The following is a 19,029-nucleotide window of genomic DNA, read 5'->3' on the forward strand; positions in this document are numbered from 1 at the left end:
CGTGTCAACGCCTCTTGACGAAACTTTGCTTAACCGCTTAACTAAGTCCCATGGGGCAACCACTCGACCCGGTCGCGGTCGCCATCGACATCGGCGGCACCAAGCTCGCCGCGGCGCTGGTCGAGTCCGACGGCGCCGTCCTGGCCCGCCGCACCACGCCGACGCCCGCCGGTGACGCGGACGCCGTCTGGGCCGGCCTCGCGGGCATCCTCGACGACCTGCTGACCGTCGCCGCGGGCCGGACCGTGCTGGGCGCGGGCATCGCCTCCGCCGCCCCGATGGACCTGCGCACCGGCACCATCAGCCCGGTCAACATCCCCGGCTGGCGCGACTTCCCCATCACCGCCAAGGTCGGCGAGCTGCTGCCCGGCCTGCCGGTCCGGCTCGGCGGCGACGCGCTGTGCATGGCGCTGGCCGAGTACCACCACGGCAACGGCCGGGGCAGCGAGTGCCTGCTCGGCATGGTCGTGTCGACCGGCATCGGCGGCGGGTTCGTCTTCGCGGGCCGGCCGCACTTCGGCACCACCGGCAACGCGGGCCACGTCGGGCACTTCGTGGTCGACCCGGCCGGACCGCGGTGCGGCTGCGGCGCGCACGGCTGCTCCGAGGCCATCGCCAGCGGCCCGTCGATGGTGCGCTGGGCGGTGGACCAGGGCTGGCAGCCGCTCGGCGGCACCGCGGACGGCGTCGCCCTGGCCGCGTCGGCGCGGGCGGGCGACCCGACCGCGCGGGCCGCGTTCCGGCGTTCCGGCGCGGCGGTCGCCCAGGTCATCACGGTCGCCTCCGCGTTGTGCGAGATCGACCGCGTGGTCATCGGCGGTGGCGTGGCGCAGGCGTGGGACCTGCTCGAACCCGCCGTCACCGGCCCGCTCGCGGACCACGCGGGGCTGGAGTTCATGCGCCGGGTCGAGGTGTGCCCGGCGACGTTGGGCGTCGACTCGGGGCTGATCGGGGCCGCGGCGCTGCTCGCGGACGACCGCGTCCCGTCCCTGCCCGTGGGAATCTGAGGGATCGCCGTGCGCAAGTTGGACACCATCGTCCGGGAGTACCACTGGGGTTCGCGGACCGCGTTGGCCCGGATGCGCGGGGAGCCGGCGCCGAGCGCCGTGCCGCAGGCCGAGCTGTGGGTGGGGGCGCACCCCGACGACCCGTCCCGGCTGGCCGGCTGCGACGTGGCGCTGGACGCCCACCTGGCGGCCAACCCGGCCGGGCTGCTCGGACCGGACAGCCTGGCCGCGTTCGGGCCCCGGCTGCCGTTCCTGCTCAAGGTGCTGGCCGTGGACGCGCCGCTGTCGTTGCAGGTGCACCCGAACCGGGAGCAGGCCGCGGTCGGGTTCGCCGAGCACGGCTACCGCGACGACCGGCCCAAGCCGGAAATCCTGGTCGCGCTGACCGGGTTCGAGACCCTGTCCGGCTTCCGCCGGCCGGCGGACACGGTGGCGTTGCTGGACGAACTGGCCCTGCCGTCGCTGGGGGAGATGCGGGCCGCGCTCTCGGCCGACGACACGTGGAGCGCGCTGCGCTGGGCCCTGCACAACGCCGACGGGGCGCTGGTCGCCGAGGTGGTCGACGCGGCGGCACGCGTGCCCGCGCTCGCGCACGTCGTCGAACTGGCCAAGACCTACCCGACGGACGCGGGCGTGGTGGCGGCGCTGCTGCTCAACGCCGTGCGGCTGCGGCCGGGGCAGGCCGTGTACGTCGGCGCGGGCGTCCTGCACGCGCACCTGAGCGGCACGGGCGTCGAGCTGATGGTGAACTCCGACAACGTGCTCCGCGCGGGCCTGACCACCAAGCCGGTGGACGTGCGCGCGGTGCTGTCGTTGGTGGACCGCGCCTCCGGTCCCGCGGCCGTGCTCGACGGCGAGGAGGACGGTCCACTCAGGACTTATCGGACGCCGGAGCCGGAGTTCCGCCTGCACGCCGTGCGGCCGGGTGCCGTGCTGCCCGGCGGTGGTCCGCAACTCCTGTTGTGCACCAGTGGTTCCGTCGTGGTGAGCCGGGACGGTGACGAGGTCGCTCTGCGCGGCGGTGAGTCGGTGTTCCTGCCGCACAGCGCGAACTCCGCCGGGATCACCGGCGACGGCGAAGCGTTCTGGGCCACCACGAACCTGGCGTGACGCGAACGAGCACACGGGCGCGGAGACCGCCGCCCGTGTGCTCGTTCCGGCCTACGGCGTCACGGGGGGACCGCCGTCGGGCCCTTACTGGAAGTTGACGTCACTGCACAGGTAGTACGCCTGGTCCATGTGGCTGGCCTGCCAGATCGTGAACACCACGTGGCGGCCGGTGCGGCTGCCCGCGTTCACCTGGGCCTGGTAGAGACCCGTGGTGCCGTAGCGGCCGGTCGAGGTGACCAGCTCCAGGTCGCTCCAGCGCAGCGGCGTGGTCGCCGTGTTCACACCCTGGCGGGTGATGTAGATGCGCAGGTAGTCCGCCCCGTGCTTCGCCTGGTCCGTGATGGTCAGGGTGAACTGGCGCGGCTTGGTGGTGGTGTTCCACGCGCCGACCGTGTCCAGCGCCCGGTACCGGCCGCTCTCGGCCAGGCCACCGCTGCACAGCTGGCCGTTCGGCAGGGCGCCCTGGTGGTTGCCGCCGACACCGTTGCGGTACAGGCCGTTCCAGTTCCACATCGCGTTCGGATCGGTCTTCCACGCCTGGGCGCACATCGGGTCCGTCTGACCCATGTTCGGGTTCAGGTGGTCGCTACCCCAGCGCTGCCAGCAACCGTAGTTGCGCGACGGCGGGTCGGTGACCGAGCCGTGCGCGCTCGCGACGCCCGACGCGCCCACCAGGACCACGACACTGGCCGCGAGGACCCCGAGGACCGAGCTGAAGACGCCGATTGCCGAGCGGAGACCGCGTCTGAAGGTCATGTGTGTCCTCCACGTTGAGGATGTGCGACTACAGGGCTGGGAGCGCTCCCAGATCCCAAGGTAGCGAACCGGGCACAATCTGTGAACCCCATCGCCGCACGAAGCTCTCGCGTCCCAACCGCCCGCCGACCGGCCTACCCCGAACCCCCAACCGCCGCGAGTCGAACGCTCAGACCCCGAGAGTCGAACGCTCAGAACCCGAGAGTCCTACGTTCGGAACCCGAGAGTCCTACGTTCAGGACCCCCGAGTTCAACGCTCAGGACCGGTAGTAGCCGGCCACCGGAACGGTCGCCTCCTCCAGCAGCGCGGGCCCCTCCTGCGGCACGGCCGGGAACCCCCCACCCGGCTTCAACGCGTTCAGCTGCTCGGTCGACAGCGCGAACACCACCCGGCCCAGCCCGGACCGCTCGATCGCGCCCGTGCACATCCCGCACGGCTGGCAGCTCGTGTACATCGTCGTCCCGGCCGCCACCTCCGGCGTGAGCGACCGCGCCGCCCACCGCGCCAGCTTCAGCTCCGGGTGCGCGGTGATGTCGTCGTCCGTCACGCTGGTGTTGCGCTCCTCCGCCAGCACCGCGCCGTCCGGCCCCACCAACAACGACCCGAACGGCGGGTTGCCCGCCGCACGCGCCTCCGCCGCCAGCTCGATCGCCCTGCGCAAGCTCATCGGAACTCCTTCCGCACGGTGGCCAACGCCTGCCATGCGACCTCGGGGTGGACAGTCTCCTGCGGATCGCCGACGAACGGGTCCAGCACCACGGCCTCGGCACCCAGCGACCGCAGCTCCGCCAGGTCGCCCACGACCTGCGCCACCGTCCCCTCGCCCAACCGCCGTCCCGGCCCCTGCTCCTCGGAAGTGATGTGCAGCAGGATGCGGGGGGTCAACGCGGGCAACGGCTTCCCCTCCGCCTCCGCGATGACCTCCAACCGCCCCAACGCCTCCCGGAACCCCTCGGGCGTGAGCCGCAGGCTGTGCCACGCGTCCCCGAGCCGCACGACCCGCCGCAACGCCGCGTCGGAGTGCCCGCCGACCCAGATCGGGATGCGCCCGGCCCGGTAGTCCGACTCCTCGCGCCACGCCGCCCGCACGACGCGCAGCCCCTCGTCGGTCAACCGGCCGCGTTCGCCGAACGGCACCCCCAGCGCCGCGTACTCCTGCCGCGCCCACCCGACCCCGACGCCGAGCACGAACCGCCCGCCGGACAGGTCGTTCACGTTCGCCGCCATCCGCGCCACCAGCAACGGGTGCCGGTACGGCAGCACCACCACCGTGGTGCCGAGCCGGATGCGCGTCGTCACCCCGGCCAGCCACGCCAGCGCGGTGAACGGCTCGTAGAACGGCGCCGGGTACTGCTCGGCCACGTCCGGCGTCACGGCCACGTGGTCGGACACCATCAACAGGTCGAAGCCCAGGCCCTCGACCGTCCGCGCCCAGTCCCGCAACACGTCCGGAGAGGTGCCCGGACCGAAGTTCGGGACGTTCACACCGATCTGCACGGCCCCAACGCTAGGCGGCCCAGCCTCGATCTTGAAGAGACTTCGTCCGGTCTCGTCCCCGTTCCGCCGTGAAATCCACGGTAAAGTGCGCCGGTGACCGGGAACCTCGATCCGACCGACTGGGCCATCCTCGGTGAGCTGCAACGCGACGGCCGGATCGCGCTCAGCGAACTGGGCCGCCGGGTCAACCTCAGCGCCTCGGCCACCACCGAACGCGTCCGCCGGCTGGAGTCCGCGGGCGTGATCACCGGCTACCGGGCCGAGGTGGACCTGGCCAAGGTCGGCTACGCGGTGCTCGCCGTCGTCCGGCTGAAGTACCCGGGCAACCGGCACGAGCCGCTGCACGCGCTGCTGGCCGACCGCCCCGAGATCCTGGAGTGCCTGCGCACCACCGGTGACGACTGCTACACGCTCAAGGTCGCCGCCACGTCCATGCCGCACCTGGAGCAGGTCGTCAACGACCTCACCGGCTTCGGCAGCACCACCACGAACATCGTCTACAGCCAGACCCTGCCGTACCGGGGTGTGTCGCAGGCGTAGCGCGGCACACCCCGGCGACGACTACTCCCAGGCCACGGCCGGCGCGCACGTCGCCGGGTCGCGGTCGCGGGCGCCGGCGACGATCACGCCACCCGGGTCGACCCAGCACTTCGTCCGGTCCCACTGGGACATCCACTCGCCGAGCAGCGCACCCCGCGCGTCGTACGCCCGCAGGGTGCCCTGCCGGTCCCACCGGTCCGGGACCTGCCAGTCCGACGGGTGCGCGATCCGGGCCACGAACGTGCCGTTGGCGATCGTCGCCTCCACCTCCCGCCCGTCCTGCCCGAAGGTCACCCTCGCCACCTTCGACGTCACCCGGCCGACCGCCTGGTCGTACCCCGGCCGGTCCCGGTACTCCGGCTTCCCGCCGTCGCCGCCCGAGGCCGAGCCGACCTCGTCCGCGGCGAACTCGCCGGGCAGCCACCCGACCGCCAGGCCGCTCGCCATCGCCGAGTTGTAGGGCATGGTGGGGCCGTCGACCGTGCAGCTCAGCATGTCGCGCTCGGAGTAGAGCAGCGCGAACGTGCCGATCTCGTCGGTCAGGTACTGGTGCAGCACGGGCTTGCTCTTGACGCCCGCGCTGTCCGCGCAGCCCTGCTCGATCTCGGCGATCCGCTCCGGCGCGAGCCCGGGGACCACCGGCGTGGCCGGTGCGGCGGCCGAGGAGGCCGTCGTGCTCGTCACGACGGTCCGGCCCGCCGCCCCGTCGCCACCGCCGTCCTGCTGCCACGGCGCGACGACCGCGACCAGCGCGACGACGGCCGCCACCGCGACACCGGCGGTGATCAGGGGTGCGAACCGGACGGCGCGGCGACCACCGGTGACCTCCTGCTCCAGTCGCGCGCGGATGCGTGCCCGGCTGTGCGGCGGAACGTCCCGGGTCGGGGGGAGTGCGTGGTTCATCGGTCCTCCAGGGTGAGCGCGGGAGCTGCGACGACCGGCGCCAGCTTGCGGGACAACCGGGCCTTGGCCTTGCTGACCCGGGCCCGGACGCTCACCTCGGCGATGCCGAGCACGCCGGCGGCGTCGGCGTAGGACACGCCCGACCACACGCACAGCGCGAGCGCTTCCCGTTCGTTGCGCGGCAGTTCCGCCACGGCGGCCAGCAGTCGGGCCATCCGCCGCTGGTCGTCGACCCGCTCGGCCACCTGGTCGGCGTGGTCGGGGACCGGGGTCTCCACCGGGGCCCTGCGGAACAGGCGCAGCCGGCGCGCCACCGTGCGCCGGTCGCTGCGCACCACGTTCGTGGCCACGGCGAGCAGCCACGGCAGGGCGGAGTCGTGCTCCAGCCGCAGCCGGTCGCGCTTGCGCCAGGCCACCAGGAACGTGTTCTGCAGGTGGTCCTCGGCGGCCGCCCACGACGCGGTCAGCCGGAAGCAGTGGTTGTAGACCGCCTTGGCGTGCCGGTCGAACAGCACGCCGAAAGCCGGTCCGCTCCCCGCCGCGGCCTGTGACCACAGGGTGCGGTCGTCGGGGTCATCGGTCGTCATGCACCACTTGTGCCCGCCGGGCGGGCAGGTGTTGCCTCCCGGAATCCCAAAGGGCCGCCGCCGGCGAGGTCGGCCTCGTCGTCGAGACCTCCAGGGCGTGGGGGAGAGCGCTCTCGCCCCGCGTCCAGCCACACCGGCGGCGGCCCCTCGGACCCGTCAACGCCGCCGCCGTGCGTTGCGGGACGACCCGTCTCTGGGAACGTTCCCAGGATCGACGGTAGCGCACCCCGAGCACACCTGGCAAGCGCTTTCCGAAGGGGCGGTTCATGCTGCTGAACAGCGTGAACCGCCCCGCCGGGCCCATCAGGAGGAGTGCGGGCAGGTGTCCCGGTACTCGGAGATCGCCGCGTCGCGCGGCGCCGGGCACAGGAACTGCTCGTAGCGGGTGTCGTCGTCGATGAACCGCTTGAGCCACGCGATGCTGTACTTCGCGATCGTGGTGTTCGAGCTGTTCGGCGCGAAGTGGCTCGCGCCCTCCAGCTCCAGGTACGCCTTGTCCAGGGTGGACGGCAGGCCGTTGTAGAACGGCTCGGAGTGCGACGTGACGGACGCGACCGTGTCGTCCTCCGCGCCGACGATCAGGGTCGGCGTCTGCACGGTCGACCACGTCTTGGTGGTGTTCCACGCGGTGAGCGGGATGGAGGCTTGCAGGCTCGGCCGGTCCTTGGTGGCCTCCAGCGCGCCACCGCCGCCCATGGAGTGCCCCATCACGCCGAGGCGGGAGGCGTCGATGCGGCTGCGCACCGAGCTGCTCGTGGTGAGGTAGTCCAGCGCGGCCAGCAGCTGGTCGCCGCGCGAGGAGGGCTGGTCGTAGCGGGAGTTCGTGTCGATGATGAAGATGACGAAGCCCTGCGAGGCCAGGCGCGGTCCGAGCCAGGACAGGCTGGACTGCGTGGCCGTGTAGCCGGGCGAGACCGCGACCGCGCCGAAGGTGCCCTCGGCGGTGCTGGTCGGGTAGTAGATCGTGCCGCCGCCGAAGCCGCGCACGCTCAGCGACGACACGGTCGTCTGGCTGGTGGCGAACGGCCCGCGGGTGGCCTCGATGCTCGAAGTGGACGGTGCCGGTCCCCTCTCGTAGGGGTTCTCCGCGGCCTGGGCGACCGCGCCGGACGTGGTGAGGGCGACCGTCGCGGCCAGGATCAGGGCGCGACGGGACAGGGGAGACCTCAAGGACATGGCTTCGTTCCCAGCGTGGCAAGGACTTGGCGGCGTAAGTCCTGAGTGGACCAACTGACCTGGAGGAGTCTGAACCACTACCTACTCTCGCGTCAAGTAAGTGGTCGTGCACACACTGTGATCAGAAAATGTTTCACTTCCGCGTACCGGGACATCGGCCCGCGACCGGAACTCCGACCTGCGAGGAAGCGCTCCCACGGTGGTCTTGACCACGAACCGAGACCTCACGAGGATCGGGCGCGACACAGCCGTCGAACGAACGGAACCGCCGATGTCCCGCAGACACCTGAGCGCCGCGCTGGCCGCGGTGCTCGCCGCCGGTCTCATCACCGGAGGCGCCAGTGCCTCCCCGGAGTCGCGCCGTCCGGTCATCGGCGAGCCGCGCACCGAGCACGGCTGCGCCCGGATCGAGAACGAGCTCCCCGAGCTGGCCGACTGGCCCCGGGTCGAGAGCCGGGTCAAGTCCAAGCCCGCCGACGAGCGGCGCGTCAAGAGCATCCTCGCGGGCATGACGCTGGCCGAGAAGGTCGGCCAGATGACCCAGCCGGAGATCGGCGCCATCACCCCGGACGAGGTGCGCGAGTACGGCATCGGCTCGGTCCTCAACGGCGGCGGCTCGTGGCCGAACCGGGACAAGCACGCCGCGCCCGAGGCGTGGCTCGCCCTGGCCGACGCCTACTGGGACGCGTCCAAGGCCAGCCGCACGGGCATCCCCGCCATCTGGGGCATCGACGCCGTGCACGGCAACAACAACGTCTACGGCACCACCGTCTTCCCGCACAACATCGGCCTCGGCGCGGCGCACGACCCGTGCCTGATCCGGGACATCGGCAAGGCGACCGCCGAGCAGATCCGCGCCACCGGCCAGGACTGGGCGTTCGCGCCGACGCTGGCCGTGCCGCTGGACGACCGGTGGGGCCGCACGTACGAGGGCTTCTCCGAGGACCCGCGGATCACCCGGGCCTACGGCTACGAGGCCACCCGGGGGCTCCAGGGCAGCAGCCGCAGCCGGGTCGGCGTGCTCGCCACGGCCAAGCACTTCATCGGTGACGGCGGCACGGCCGGCGGCAAGGACCAGGGCGTCAACCCCTCGTCCGAGGCCGAGATGATCAACGTGCACGGCCAGGGCTACTACGGCGCGCTCGCCGCGGGCGCCCAGACCGTGATGGTGTCGTTCAACAGCTGGACCAACGCCGACCTGGGCATCGACGAGGGCAAGCTGCACGGCAGCAAGCTCGCGGTGAACGACATCCTCAAGGGCAAGATGGGCTTCGACGGCCTGGTGGTCTCCGACTGGAACGGCATCGGCCAGGTCGCGGGCTGCACCAACTCGTCCTGCCCTCAGGCGATCAACGCGGGCATCGACGTCGTGATGGTGCCCAACGAGTGGAAGGCGTTCATCGCCAACACGATCGCCCAGGTCGAGAGCGGGCAGATCCCCCTGGCCCGCATCGACGACGCGGTGACGCGCATCCTGCGCGTCAAGCTCCGCTCCGGCGTCCTCGACGGCGAGAAGCCGTCCCGGCGCGACCACGCCGGGTCCGCCGACGCCCTCGAAGCCCGCGAGCTGGCCCGCGAGGCGGTCCGCAAGAGCCAGGTCCTGCTCAAGAACGACGACCGCGTGCTGCCGCTGAGCCCCCGGTCGAAGGTGCTGGTCGTGGGCAAGAGCGCCGACAGCATGCAGAACCAGACCGGCGGCTGGACCCTGACCTGGCAGGGCACCGGCAACACCAACGCCGACTTCCCCCACGGGACCACCGTGCTCGGCGGCCTCAAGGAGGCGCTCGGCGAGCAGAACGTGGTGTTCAGCGAGACCGGTGACGTCGACCCCGCCGGCTTCGACGCGGTGGTCGCGGTGATCGGCGAGACCCCGTACGCCGAGGGTGTCGGCGACATCGGCAAGCGGTCCCTGGAGGCCGCCAAGCTCTACCCGAACGACCTCGCCGTGCTGGACAAGGTCAGCGGCAAGGGCACGCCGGTCGTCACGGTCTACGTCTCCGGCCGCCCGCTGCACGTCAACAAGGAGCTCAACCGCTCCGACGCGTTCGTCGCGGCGTGGCTGCCCGGCACCGAAGGCGGCGGCGTCGCCGACCTGCTGGTCCGCGGCAGGCACACCTACCCCGGCTACACCGGCAAGCTGTCGTTCTCGTGGCCGCGCAGCGCCTGCCAGACCCCGGTGGACGCCGACGGCGACCCGCTGTTCAAGGCGGGCTACGGCCTGCGCGCGCACCAGACCGGCAACGTCGGCCGGCTGGACGAGACCTCGCCCGAGTTCGGCTGCTCCGGCAACGGCGGCGGCGGCACGGCGACCGAGGACCTGGAGCTGCACGTCCGCACCGACGTGGCCCCCTACCGCAGCTACATCGGCTCCCCGGACAACTGGGGCGGCACCGAGCTCGGCCCGGACGGCGAGGCCGCGCACAGCTCGATCACCGTCGTCCCGGCCGACGTGAACGTCCAGGGTGACGCGATGAAGACGACGTGGACCGGCACGGGTCCGGGCCAGGTCTACGTGCAGGACCCGGCGGGCGGCAGCGACCTGCGCGGCTACCTCAACGCCGACGCCGCGCTGGTGTTCGACGTGATCGTGCACCAGGCGCCGGCCGCCCGGACGGTCGTGAGCACGCACTGCCAGTACCCGTGCTTCGCCGAGGTCAACGCGACGGGCGTGTTCACCGGCCTGCCCACCGGCGTGAAGTCGACGGTGAAGATCCCGATCTCCTGCTTCGCGCAGGGCGGTCTCGACCTGGAGAACGTCAACACGCCGTTCCTGGTCTACACCGAGGGCGCGTTCCAGGCTTCGTTCGCCAACGTCCGGTGGGTCCCGAAGGCCGCCGCCGACCCCGACGCCAAGACCTGCGCCGAACTGACCTGACCGGCCACCGACCCGGAGCCCTTCCCCGTCAGGGGGAGGGCTCCGGTCGTTCCGCCCCGCTCCGCCGGCTCCTGCGCCGCGCGTTCAGCCGGGCCGCCTGCTTGGTGAGGTGGGCGTGCTCGGCCAGGTCGACGGCCTTCCGCGCCGCCTCGACGTACAGCCGCGCCGCCGTGTCCAGGTCACCGTCGCGCTCCCGCAGGTGCGCTTCCACCGCCGTGTAGCGCGGCAGCGCGTCGTCCACCCCGGCGAGCGCCGCCAACCCGGCCCGCGGCCCGTCCGCCTCGCCGACCGCGACCGCCCGGTTGAGCCGCACGACCGGGCTGTCGGTCAGCCGCACCAGCTCGTCGTACCACTCCACGATCTGCACCCAGTCGGTCTCCTCCGCCCTCGGCGCGTCGGCGTGCAGCGCCGCGATGGCGGCCTGGGCCTGGAACTCGCCCAGCCGGTCCCGGGCCAGGGCCGCCTGCAGGATCTCGACGCCCTCCGCGATCAACCCGGTGTCCCACAGCCCCCGGTCCTGCTCGGCGAGCGGCACCAGGCTCCCGTCGGGCTTGGTCCGGGCCGCCCGCCGGGCGTGGTGGAGCAGCATCAACGCCAGCAGCCCGGCCACCTCCGGGTGGTCGATCGACGCCGCGAGCTGCCGGGTGAGCCGGACGGCCTCGACCGCGAGGTCGACGTCCCCGGAGTACCCCTCGTTGAACACCAGGTAGAGCACCCGCAGCACGGTGGCGACGTCGCCGGGCTGGTCGAACCGCACGGACGACACGGTCCGCTTCGCCCGGCTGATCCGCTGCGCCATGGTCGCCTCGGGCACCAGGTACGCCCGCGCGATCTGCCGCGTCGTCAACCCGCCGACGGCGCGCAGCGTGAGCGCGACCGCCGACGACGGCGTCAACGACGGGTGGGCGCACAGGAAGTAGAGCTGGAGCGTGTCGTCCACCGCCGCCGCGGGCCCCGGCCCCGGTTCCTCGTCCACGAGGTCCTCGCGCCGCCGACGGGCGACGTCCGCCCGCGTCGCGTCGAGGAATCGGCGCCAGGCCACCGTGACCAGCCAGCCCTTGGCGTCGCGCGGCGGGTCGTCCGGCCACACCCGGACCGCTTCGACCAGCGCGTCCTGCACCGCGTCCTCGGCCGCCGCGAAGTCGGCGCCGCGGCGGACGAGGATCGTGAGCACGCTCGGCGTGAGGGCGCGGAGCAGGAGCTCGTCCATCGTCGGACGTCAGTCCGCGATGGTGTGCGACGAGGTCAGGAACGGGCGCAGCTCCAGCCACTCGTGGATCGGCTTCCCGCCCGCGCCGGGTGCCGCGGACAGCTCGCCCGCCAGTTCCACCGCCCGCTCGTAGCTGTCGACGTCGATCACCATCCAGCCCGCGATGAGGTCCTTGGTCTCGGCGAACGGGCCGTCGGTGACCGGCGGGCGGCCCTCGCCGTCGTACCGGACGAACGTCCCCTGCGGGGCGAGAGCCTGGCCGTCCACGAACTCGCCGGTCTCCTCCAGCCGCCGCGCGAAGTCGTTCATGTACTGCACGTGGGCCGTGATCTCCTCCGGCGTCCACTGCTCCATGGGCACGTCGTTGACCGCCGCCGGAGCGCCGCGGTAGTGCTTGAGCAGCAGGTACTTGGCCATGGGGGTTCTCCTCGGTGCGCGGTGCGACCCATTCTGGTCGCACGTTCACCGCGGGGACGGAGCCGATGACGGGTTCTCGACATCCGGCCCGAAGAACTTCCTCAGTACCCGACGGTGAACCGGACACCCCGGTGCCGGGGCGCCTCGGCCTCGTCCAGCAGGGCCACCGCCAGGTCCTCGATCGAGATGGTCGACCCGACCTGCTCGTCCCGACCGACCCGGAACACGCCGGTCCGCTCGCCCGGCTCCAGCAGCGACGGCGGGCTGAGGTAGGTCCAGTCCGCCGCGCGGTCGGCCAGGCACACCCCCAGCTGCTCGGCGCACGCCCGGGAGATGGGCTTCAGCTCGTCCGGGAAGTCGGGCGCCTCCTGCACCGTGTGCCCCTCCGGCGTCACGAGCGTCGCGGCCCCTCCCACCAGCAACAACCGCACCCCGGTTCGCGCCACCCCGGCCAGCAGCGCCCGAGCCGCCTCGACCAGTTGGCCCTCCTGCCCGTCCACCGGCCGGGTGGCGCTGATCACCAGGTCGGACCCGGCGCTGAGCCGGACGACGTCCTCGACCACCCGCGCGTCCCCGACCTCGACCCCGGCTGCGGCCCCGGCCTTCCGGCTGACGGGCGTGACCTCGTGCCCGCGCCGCCGCGCTTCCTCCACCACGCGCCGACCGACGCTACCGAACGCTCCGAACACGGTGATCCGCACCGCTTTCCCCCTCCTGCTCGACCTTCTTCTCCCGCTCGGCCTTCCGAGCCGGTTCCCCTTGGGCCGGATTCCGCTGGATGGGATTCCCTTGGGCTGGATTCCGCTGGGCCACCACCAGCGCCACCAGCACGACCACCGCACCGACCACCTGCAACGCGCTCAGGCCCTGGTCGAGCACGAGCCACCCGACCGCCGTTGCGACGACGGGGCTGAGCAGGCCCAGGAACGTGACCTGCGTGGCGGCGAGCACCCGGATCCCCCGGAACCACAGGGCGTAGGACATCGCCCCGCCGATGATCCCCAGGTAGGCGAAGCCGCCGACGTTGGCCGCGGTCATCGCCGGCGGCGCCCCCTCGACCAGGAACGTCACCGGCAGCAGCACCAGGCCACCGCCCACGAGCTGCCACCCGGTCACGGCCAGCAGCGGTGCGGGCGACGTCCACCGCTTGCTCAGCACGACCCCGGCGGCCATCGCCACCGCGCCACCCAGCGCCGCCGCCACCCCGACCAGGTCCAGCCGCGCGTCGGCCCGCAGCACCAGCAGCGCCACGCCGACCACCCCCGCGATCCCGGCGAGCGCCGTCCGGGTCGTCATCCGCTGCCCCAGCAGCAGCACCGCCAGCCCGGCCACGATCAACGGCTGCACGGCGCCGACGGTCGCCGCCACCCCGCCCGGCAGCCGGTAGGCGGCCAGGAACAGCAACGGCAGGAACACGCCGATGTTCAGCGTGCCCAGCACCAGCGAGCGCCACCACCAGTCGCCGCGCGGCAGCTGCCGCGTGACCGCCACCAGCACCAACCCGGCCGGCAGCGCCCGCAGCAGACCGGCGAGCAACGGCCGGTCCGGTGGCAGGTGCTCGGTGGTGACGTAGTACGTCGTGCCCCACACGGCGGGGGCGAGCGCGGTCACCCATTTGCTTAGCACTAAGACAAAGTATCTCATTGCTAAGCTATCGCCCGCGTGACTTAGCTCACCGCTAAGCTAGTTCGGTGGCAGACCACGTCGACCTGGTTGTCAGCCAGTGGCACGCGCAGCGCCCCGACCTCGACGTCTCACCGATGGCGGTGATCGGCCGGCTCAGTCGCCTGGCCCGTCTGGTCGACGCCGAGCTGGGCAAGACCTTCGCCTCGCACGGCCTGGACCGGGCGTCGTTCGACGTCCTGGCGACCTTGCGCCGCAGCGCCCCGCCGCACCGGCTGACCCCGACCGAGCTCATGCGCGCCTCGATGGTGACGTCCGGGGCCGTCACCCAGCGGCTCGACCGGCTCGAAGCGCGCGGTCTCGTGGTCCGGACCCCGAACGAGCACGACGGCCGGGGTGTGGTCGTCGCCCTCACCGACGCGGGGTTCGACCTGATCGACCGGGTGCTGCCCGACCACCTCGCCACCGAGAACCGGCTGCTCGGCGCACTGTCGTCGGCGGAGCGGACGGCGTTGGCGGACACCTTGAAGCAGGTTTTGGAGTCCCTCGGCGACAAGTGAGCGCACGGGTCCGCGCGGGCCCGCGCGACTGACTTGGGCCAAGTTTCTTCACTTACGGCGCCTGTTCTCCCACCTGCGCGACCAGCAGGGCAACGGTGTGCTGTTCGGCCACCAGCAGACCACCGAGTTCGGCGTCACCTGGGACGAGTCCACCGAGACCGACGGGCTCAAGTCCGACGTGAAGGCGGGCGTCGGCGACCACCCGGCGCTGTTCGGCTGGGACACCGGCCACCTCGGCCACGGCTCGTCACCCGGCGACCCGGCCCCGGAGGAGAACTTCCGGGCCACGGTCAAGCTGATCGAGACCGCGCACAACGAGATCGGCGGCATCCACACGCTCGCGTCCCACATGGACAACTTCGTCACCGGCGGCAGCTTCTACGACACCGACGGCGACGTCGTCACCCGCATCCTGCCCGGCGGCGACCACCACGCGCAGTTCAACGCCTACCTCGACCGCGTCGCCCGCCTCGCGCACGAGGTCGACGACCGCGACGGCAACCCCATCCCGATGATCCACCGGCCGTTCCACGAGAACAGCGGCTCGTGGTTCTGGTGGGGCGCGGCGCACGCGTCACCGGCGAAGTACGTCGAGCTGTTCCGCTACACCGTCGAGTACCTGCGCGACGTCAAGGACGTGCACAACTTCCTGTACGCGTACTCGCCGGGCGGCGGCTACGGCGGCGTGGACGACGTCTACATGCGCACGTACCCGGGCGACAACTACATCGACGTGTTCGGCATCGACAGCTACGACGGCAGCAACGGCTCGCAGCAGTGGCTGGACGGCGTGGTCGCCGACCTCGGCATGATCGCCCGCATCGCCCAGCAGAGGGGCAAGGTGTCGGCGTTCACCGAGTACGGCGTCAGCGGGGCGCTCAAGCCCAACGGGCAGAACGGGAACCTCGACTGGTTCACCACCCTGTTCGACGCCATCAAGGCCGACCCGTGGGCCAACCGCAGCGCGTTCATGCTGACCTGGGTCAACTTCGGCACCGAGCAGTTCTTCCTGCCCCCCCGGCGACCGCCACCGAACCCGAGCACGAGCTGCTGCCGGACCTGCGCCGCCTGCACGCGGACCCGTTCGCCGTGTTCGGCTCGGCGCTGGACCTCGCCGACGTCTACGACCGCAAGGTCAAGGCCGCGGCGCACGAGCCGTTCCTGCACGTCGTGTCGCCGCCGGGCGGCGAGCGGATCACCACGCCGACCACGACGGTCCGCGCGCGGCTGCTCGACGCCAAGCACGCGCTCGTCACTACACCGTCGGTGACGACCCGACCAAGCACCCGTTGAAGCTCGACCGGCGGACCGGGTACCACACGGGCACCTGGGACATCGGCGCGGAGCACCTGATGAACAAGGTCACGCAGCTCAAGGTGACCGCGGTGGCGGCCGGTGGCACGTCGTCCACGACGAACCGCGTGATCCTGGGCGCGAAGCCGCCGTCGGCACCCGGTGTGGTGGACGACTTCGAGGGCCACGTGGACGACGTGGCGCTGGGCGCGGAGTACAGCCCGTACGGCACGAACCGGATCTCGTTGGCGGCGGAGAACGGCGGCAAGGCGCTGAAGTTCGCCTACGACTTCGGCTCCCAGACCTACACCGGCATCGGCAAGCGGATCTCGGGCGACTGGTCGGGCTGCACCGGGCTGTCGTTCTGGCTGCGGCCCGACGGGTCGAACCACGAGCTCGTGCTCCAGCTCAACGCCGGTGGCGTGGCGTACGAGGCGTACCCGTCGATGGCGGGCACGGCGGCGGGCGTCGTGACGATCCCGTTCGCGGACTGGCGGCCGGCGCCGTGGGACACCGGCAACGCGCACCGGCGGATCACGCCGGGGGACCTGGAGAACCTGTCCCAGTTCAACATCTTCGTCAACCAGGTGGAGGGCAACCCGGTCGTCACCGGGACGTTCTACCTGGACGACATCCGCGTGAGCTGACCGCTCCGCACCGACCCCGCCCCGGCGTCCGCGTCCGACGTGAGCCCGCAGTGCCGGGAATCGGGGTACTGCGTGTTCTCCGGCACCTCGTTCACCGGCACCCGTGCCGTCGTGCCGCCGACCTACGGCTGCCACCCCGTGGCGGACCTGGGCTTCCCGACCGCCCGTTCCGCCGCCCGGGGGCTTCGGCGACGGCACCGCCCTGGAGCTGTTCTCCGAGGCCACCTGCACGACCCGCGTCGCCACCGTCCACTACGAGACCCCGACCACCGCCGCCACCTCCTACCGCCTGACCCCGATCCCCACCTGACCGCGAGAGTCCAACGCCCACGCCGCGAGAGTCCTACGTTCAGAGCAGGCGAATTCAACACTCGGCAGACCGGGCGGTCGGTCCGAGCGTTGAACTCAGGGCTCCTGAACGTAGGACTCTCGGGCGTTGGACGTAGGACTCTCGCGGTCAGAGGGTGGTGGTCCAGGTGGCGACGGTGTGGTGGTAGGCGGGGGCGTTGGGGGCGTAGTTGATCGAGTGGCCGTAACCGGGCAGCACGTGGGACTGCAAGCGGGCCGACGGTGAGAAGAACGGGGATTCCGAGGCGCGCAGGGCGTCGGACGACGAGCAGTCGCTGCCCAGCGGTCGGCCGCAGAAGTGGGTGTCGCCCGCGCCGACCACGACCAGCACCGGCACGTCGATCAACCGGGTGAACGGGATGACCACGTTGTTCAGCGTGATCGTGTCCACCGCCTCCGACACCGCGAACACGTCCTTCGTCGCCTCGTCGACCGCGATCGCCTCCGGCACCAGCGGACCGGGCGCGTGGAACGAGTCGTAGCGGCGGCCGGGCCCGGTGGTCAGGTAGCCCAGGTCCAGCCCGGACCGGTGCAGCTGCGGGTCCAGCACCGCCGGGATCATGCCCGCCAGCGCCGGCACCACCGTGATGAAGTTCATCCGGTGCGTGAAGCCGGTGACCAGCACGCCGTCCACGTCGTGGTAGGTGCCGGCCTCGATCATCGCCATGGCCGACCCGATCGAGTGACCGCCGATGACCACCTTCTCGAACCGCGGCCGCACCGCCCGCACCACCTGGTGCACGGCGTGCGCCTGGGTCGACGCCGTCACGAGCGCGCTCAACGGCCGCGAGCTGCGCCCCGTGCCGAGCCGGTCCACGGCCAGCGTCGCGATCCCGGCCCGGTTCATCGCCTGCCGGTACGACCGGGTGTCCGGCGAGTACGAGATGTCCCAGTAGGAGCTGTTGTAGGTGCCGCCGGGGATCAGCACCTGCACGGTGGACGCGCCCGCCGGCGCGCACAGCCTGCCGTGCACGTGGTGCGCCGTGCCGAGCACCGGCACCGGCACGACGAGGTCCTCACACGTGATGGGCGCGGCGCTCGCCGGTGCGGCGGGCAGCAGACCGGCCGCCGCGGTGAGCAGGGCGACCGCGGACAACCGCAAGCGCGACCAACGCACGATTCGACAACCTCCGGGGAGTCAACGGGGCACCGCCGTCATCAGCAGGCCGCTGGGGTAGGCGGTGGAGGTGAACCTGGTGCGCACGGGCTTGCCGGGCACCGGGACGAGCCGCCACCGCGAGAGCACGGTGGCGAGCGTGATCACGACTTCCACCTGCGCGAACACGTTCCCGACGCACTGGCGCACCCCCGCCGCGAACGGGATGTACGCGCCGCGGGGCACGGCGTGGGACGGTGACAGCCACCGGTCGGGGTCGAACCGGTGCGGGTCGGGGAAGGACGCCGGGTCGTGGTGCAGGGCGTGCGGGCTCACGATCACCTCGGCGCCCGCGGGTAAGCGCACCCCGTCGAGGACGACCGGCTCGACGGCGCGCCGCATCAGGATCCACAGCGGGTACATCCGCAGGACCTCGTTGACGACGGCCGCCGTGTAGGTCAGCCGCGGCACGTCGTCGAACGTCACCGGCCGGCCGCCCAGCACCTCGTCGAGCTCCGCGACGAGCCGCCGCTCGACCTCCGGGTGCCGCGAGACCTCGTGGAACGCCCACGCCAGCGCCAGCGCCGTGGTCTCGATGCCCGCGGTGAGCAGGGTCAGCACCTCGTCGTAGGTCTGCTGGTCGGTCATGCCGTCGCCGGACTCGTCCTGCGCCAGCAGCAACGTCGACAGCAGGTCGCCGCGGTCGGTGACGCCCTCGGCCCGCCGGCTCGCGATCACGTCGAGCACGAGCGCGCGCATCCGCTCGACGGCCCGGTCGAACTCGCGGTTGCCCGGCAGCGGCAGCCGTTCCACGAACGACGGCGACAGCGCCCGCACCATGCCCTGCTTGATGATCACGAACACGGACCGGCGCACCTCGGCGACGGCCCGCTGCCCGAGCTCGGTGGAGAACAGCGCCTCGCCCACGACCGTGGCCGCCAGGCCCTGCATGTCGTCCTCGACCACCCGCACCTCGCCGGGCGTCCACGACCCGGTCAGCGCGGTCGCCGCCCGCGCCATCGTCGTGGCGTAGCGGGCGATCCGGTCGCGGTGGAACGCGGGCTGGATCATCCGCCGCTGCCGCAGGTGGAACGCGCCGCCGGAAAGCACCAGGCCATTGCCGACGTACGGGCGGAACTTGTCGAACATCGCGCCTTTGCGGAAACGCGGACCGTCCGTGACCAGCACCTGGTGCACAAGCCGAGGAGTGGTCACGAAAAATGTGGTCATGGGGCCGAGGTCCACCCTTACCACATCACCGTGATCGCGCAGTGATGAGGTGAACTCGTGCCGGCCGCGGATCATCGCCAGGGAGTGGCCGAGGAATGGCAGGCGGCCGGGCGCCACCGGGACAGCCATGCCCGCTCCTGTCGGCCGCGAAAG

General features: G+C 72.1%; 19 protein-coding genes. 7 read left to right on the forward strand and 12 right to left on the reverse strand.

Going from position 1 to position 19,029, the window contains the following annotated elements; translation table 11 throughout:
• Positions 1-50: 50 nt before the first annotated feature.
• Complete coding sequence (locus ACIQMJ_RS13170) at positions 51-1,007, forward strand: ROK family protein (protein WP_499761206.1); 957 nt, start codon at positions 51-53, stop codon at positions 1,005-1,007.
• 9 nt (positions 1,008-1,016) lie between these two features.
• On the forward strand, positions 1,017-2,117 hold the full coding sequence (manA, locus tag ACIQMJ_RS13175) for a mannose-6-phosphate isomerase, class I (RefSeq protein ID WP_499761207.1): 1,101 nt from the start codon (positions 1,017-1,019) through the stop codon (positions 2,115-2,117).
• A gap of 84 nt (positions 2,118-2,201) precedes the next feature.
• Here manA and ACIQMJ_RS13180 read toward each other — a convergent pair whose 3' ends face one another.
• From ACIQMJ_RS13180 to ACIQMJ_RS13190, 3 genes are all read right to left on the reverse strand, one after another.
• A complete protein-coding gene (locus ACIQMJ_RS13180; RefSeq protein WP_499761208.1) occupies positions 2,202-2,873 on the reverse strand; it encodes a lytic polysaccharide monooxygenase auxiliary activity family 9 protein in 672 nt (223 codons plus the stop codon).
• 257 nt (positions 2,874-3,130) lie between these two features.
• Complete coding sequence (locus ACIQMJ_RS13185; RefSeq protein ID WP_499761209.1) at positions 3,131-3,541, reverse strand: nucleoside deaminase; 411 nt, start codon at positions 3,539-3,541, stop codon at positions 3,131-3,133.
• On the reverse strand, positions 3,538-4,371 hold the full coding sequence (locus tag ACIQMJ_RS13190; protein ID WP_499761210.1) for an LLM class flavin-dependent oxidoreductase: 834 nt from the start codon (positions 4,369-4,371) through the stop codon (positions 3,538-3,540). Before ACIQMJ_RS13190 ends, ACIQMJ_RS13185 begins: the two co-directional genes overlap by 4 nt.
• Before the next feature lie 93 nt (positions 4,372-4,464).
• Here ACIQMJ_RS13190 and ACIQMJ_RS13195 point away from each other — a divergent pair, with 93 nt between their 5' ends.
• Complete coding sequence (locus ACIQMJ_RS13195) at positions 4,465-4,911, forward strand: Lrp/AsnC family transcriptional regulator (RefSeq protein ID WP_499761211.1); 447 nt, start codon at positions 4,465-4,467, stop codon at positions 4,909-4,911.
• 21 nt (positions 4,912-4,932) lie between these two features.
• Here ACIQMJ_RS13195 and ACIQMJ_RS13200 read toward each other — a convergent pair whose 3' ends face one another.
• The 3 genes from ACIQMJ_RS13200 to bdeA all read right to left on the reverse strand — a co-directional run bounded on the left by ACIQMJ_RS13200 (position 4,933) and on the right by bdeA (position 7,577).
• The gene (locus ACIQMJ_RS13200; protein WP_499761212.1) at positions 4,933-5,814 is read right to left on the reverse strand and encodes a hypothetical protein; all 882 of its coding nucleotides are present in this window, start codon (positions 5,812-5,814) and stop codon (positions 4,933-4,935) included.
• Positions 5,811-6,401 (reverse strand): RNA polymerase sigma factor, encoded by a 591-nt coding sequence (locus ACIQMJ_RS13205; RefSeq protein WP_499761213.1) that lies wholly within the window; start codon positions 6,399-6,401, stop codon positions 5,811-5,813. The genes ACIQMJ_RS13200 and ACIQMJ_RS13205 overlap by 4 nt, the downstream gene beginning before the upstream one ends.
• Before the next feature lie 303 nt (positions 6,402-6,704).
• Positions 6,705-7,577, reverse strand: a complete 873-nt coding sequence (gene bdeA / locus ACIQMJ_RS13210) for a bis(hydroxyethyl) terephthalate hydrolase (RefSeq protein WP_499761214.1) — start codon at positions 7,575-7,577, stop codon at positions 6,705-6,707.
• 271 nt (positions 7,578-7,848) lie between these two features.
• On the opposite strand from bdeA, the gene ACIQMJ_RS13215 reads away from it, so the two are divergent.
• On the forward strand, positions 7,849-10,452 hold the full coding sequence (locus ACIQMJ_RS13215) for a glycoside hydrolase family 3 protein (protein WP_499761215.1): 2,604 nt from the start codon (positions 7,849-7,851) through the stop codon (positions 10,450-10,452).
• A 28-nt stretch (positions 10,453-10,480) separates the two neighbouring features.
• Here the strand turns inward: ACIQMJ_RS13215 and ACIQMJ_RS13220 are convergent, their stop codons facing one another.
• From ACIQMJ_RS13220 to ACIQMJ_RS13235, 4 genes are all read right to left on the reverse strand, one after another.
• Positions 10,481-11,662, reverse strand: coding sequence for an RNA polymerase sigma factor (locus tag ACIQMJ_RS13220; protein ID WP_499761216.1), 1,182 nt, complete (start codon positions 11,660-11,662; stop codon positions 10,481-10,483).
• Positions 11,663-11,671: 9 nt separating this feature from the next.
• Positions 11,672-12,079 (reverse strand): YciI family protein, encoded by a 408-nt coding sequence (locus tag ACIQMJ_RS13225; RefSeq protein WP_499761217.1) that lies wholly within the window; start codon positions 12,077-12,079, stop codon positions 11,672-11,674.
• 101 nt (positions 12,080-12,180) lie between these two features.
• Complete coding sequence (locus ACIQMJ_RS13230; RefSeq protein ID WP_499761218.1) at positions 12,181-12,735, reverse strand: NAD(P)-dependent oxidoreductase; 555 nt, start codon at positions 12,733-12,735, stop codon at positions 12,181-12,183.
• Between the two features lie 13 nt (positions 12,736-12,748).
• A complete protein-coding gene (locus ACIQMJ_RS13235; RefSeq protein WP_499761219.1) occupies positions 12,749-13,723 on the reverse strand; it encodes an EamA family transporter in 975 nt (324 codons plus the stop codon).
• Positions 13,724-13,770: 47 nt separating this feature from the next.
• On the opposite strand from ACIQMJ_RS13235, the gene ACIQMJ_RS13240 reads away from it, so the two are divergent.
• From ACIQMJ_RS13240 to ACIQMJ_RS13250, 3 genes are all read left to right on the forward strand, one after another.
• Positions 13,771-14,262, forward strand: a complete 492-nt coding sequence (locus tag ACIQMJ_RS13240) for a MarR family winged helix-turn-helix transcriptional regulator (protein ID WP_499761220.1) — start codon at positions 13,771-13,773, stop codon at positions 14,260-14,262.
• Between the two features lie 61 nt (positions 14,263-14,323).
• On the forward strand, positions 14,324-15,532 hold the full coding sequence (locus tag ACIQMJ_RS13245) for a glycoside hydrolase family 26 protein (protein ID WP_499761821.1): 1,209 nt from the start codon (positions 14,324-14,326) through the stop codon (positions 15,530-15,532).
• A gap of 19 nt (positions 15,533-15,551) precedes the next feature.
• Positions 15,552-16,202: a carbohydrate binding domain-containing protein gene (locus ACIQMJ_RS13250; protein WP_499761221.1), complete on the forward strand. Its 651-nt coding sequence runs from the start codon at positions 15,552-15,554 to the stop codon at positions 16,200-16,202.
• Positions 16,203-16,659: 457 nt separating this feature from the next.
• Here the strand turns inward: ACIQMJ_RS13250 and ACIQMJ_RS13255 are convergent, their stop codons facing one another.
• On the reverse strand, positions 16,660-17,667 hold the full coding sequence (locus ACIQMJ_RS13255; RefSeq protein WP_499761222.1) for an alpha/beta hydrolase: 1,008 nt from the start codon (positions 17,665-17,667) through the stop codon (positions 16,660-16,662).
• Between the two features lie 21 nt (positions 17,668-17,688).
• Entirely contained in the window at positions 17,689-19,005 is a 1,317-nt protein-coding gene (locus tag ACIQMJ_RS13260) for a cytochrome P450 (protein ID WP_499761223.1), read from the reverse strand.
• Positions 19,006-19,029: the final 24 nt, after the last annotated feature.

It is taken from the genome of Actinosynnema sp. NPDC091369 (assembly GCF_044757065.1).
In the GTDB taxonomy this organism is placed as follows: domain Bacteria; phylum Actinomycetota; class Actinomycetes; order Mycobacteriales; family Pseudonocardiaceae; genus Actinosynnema.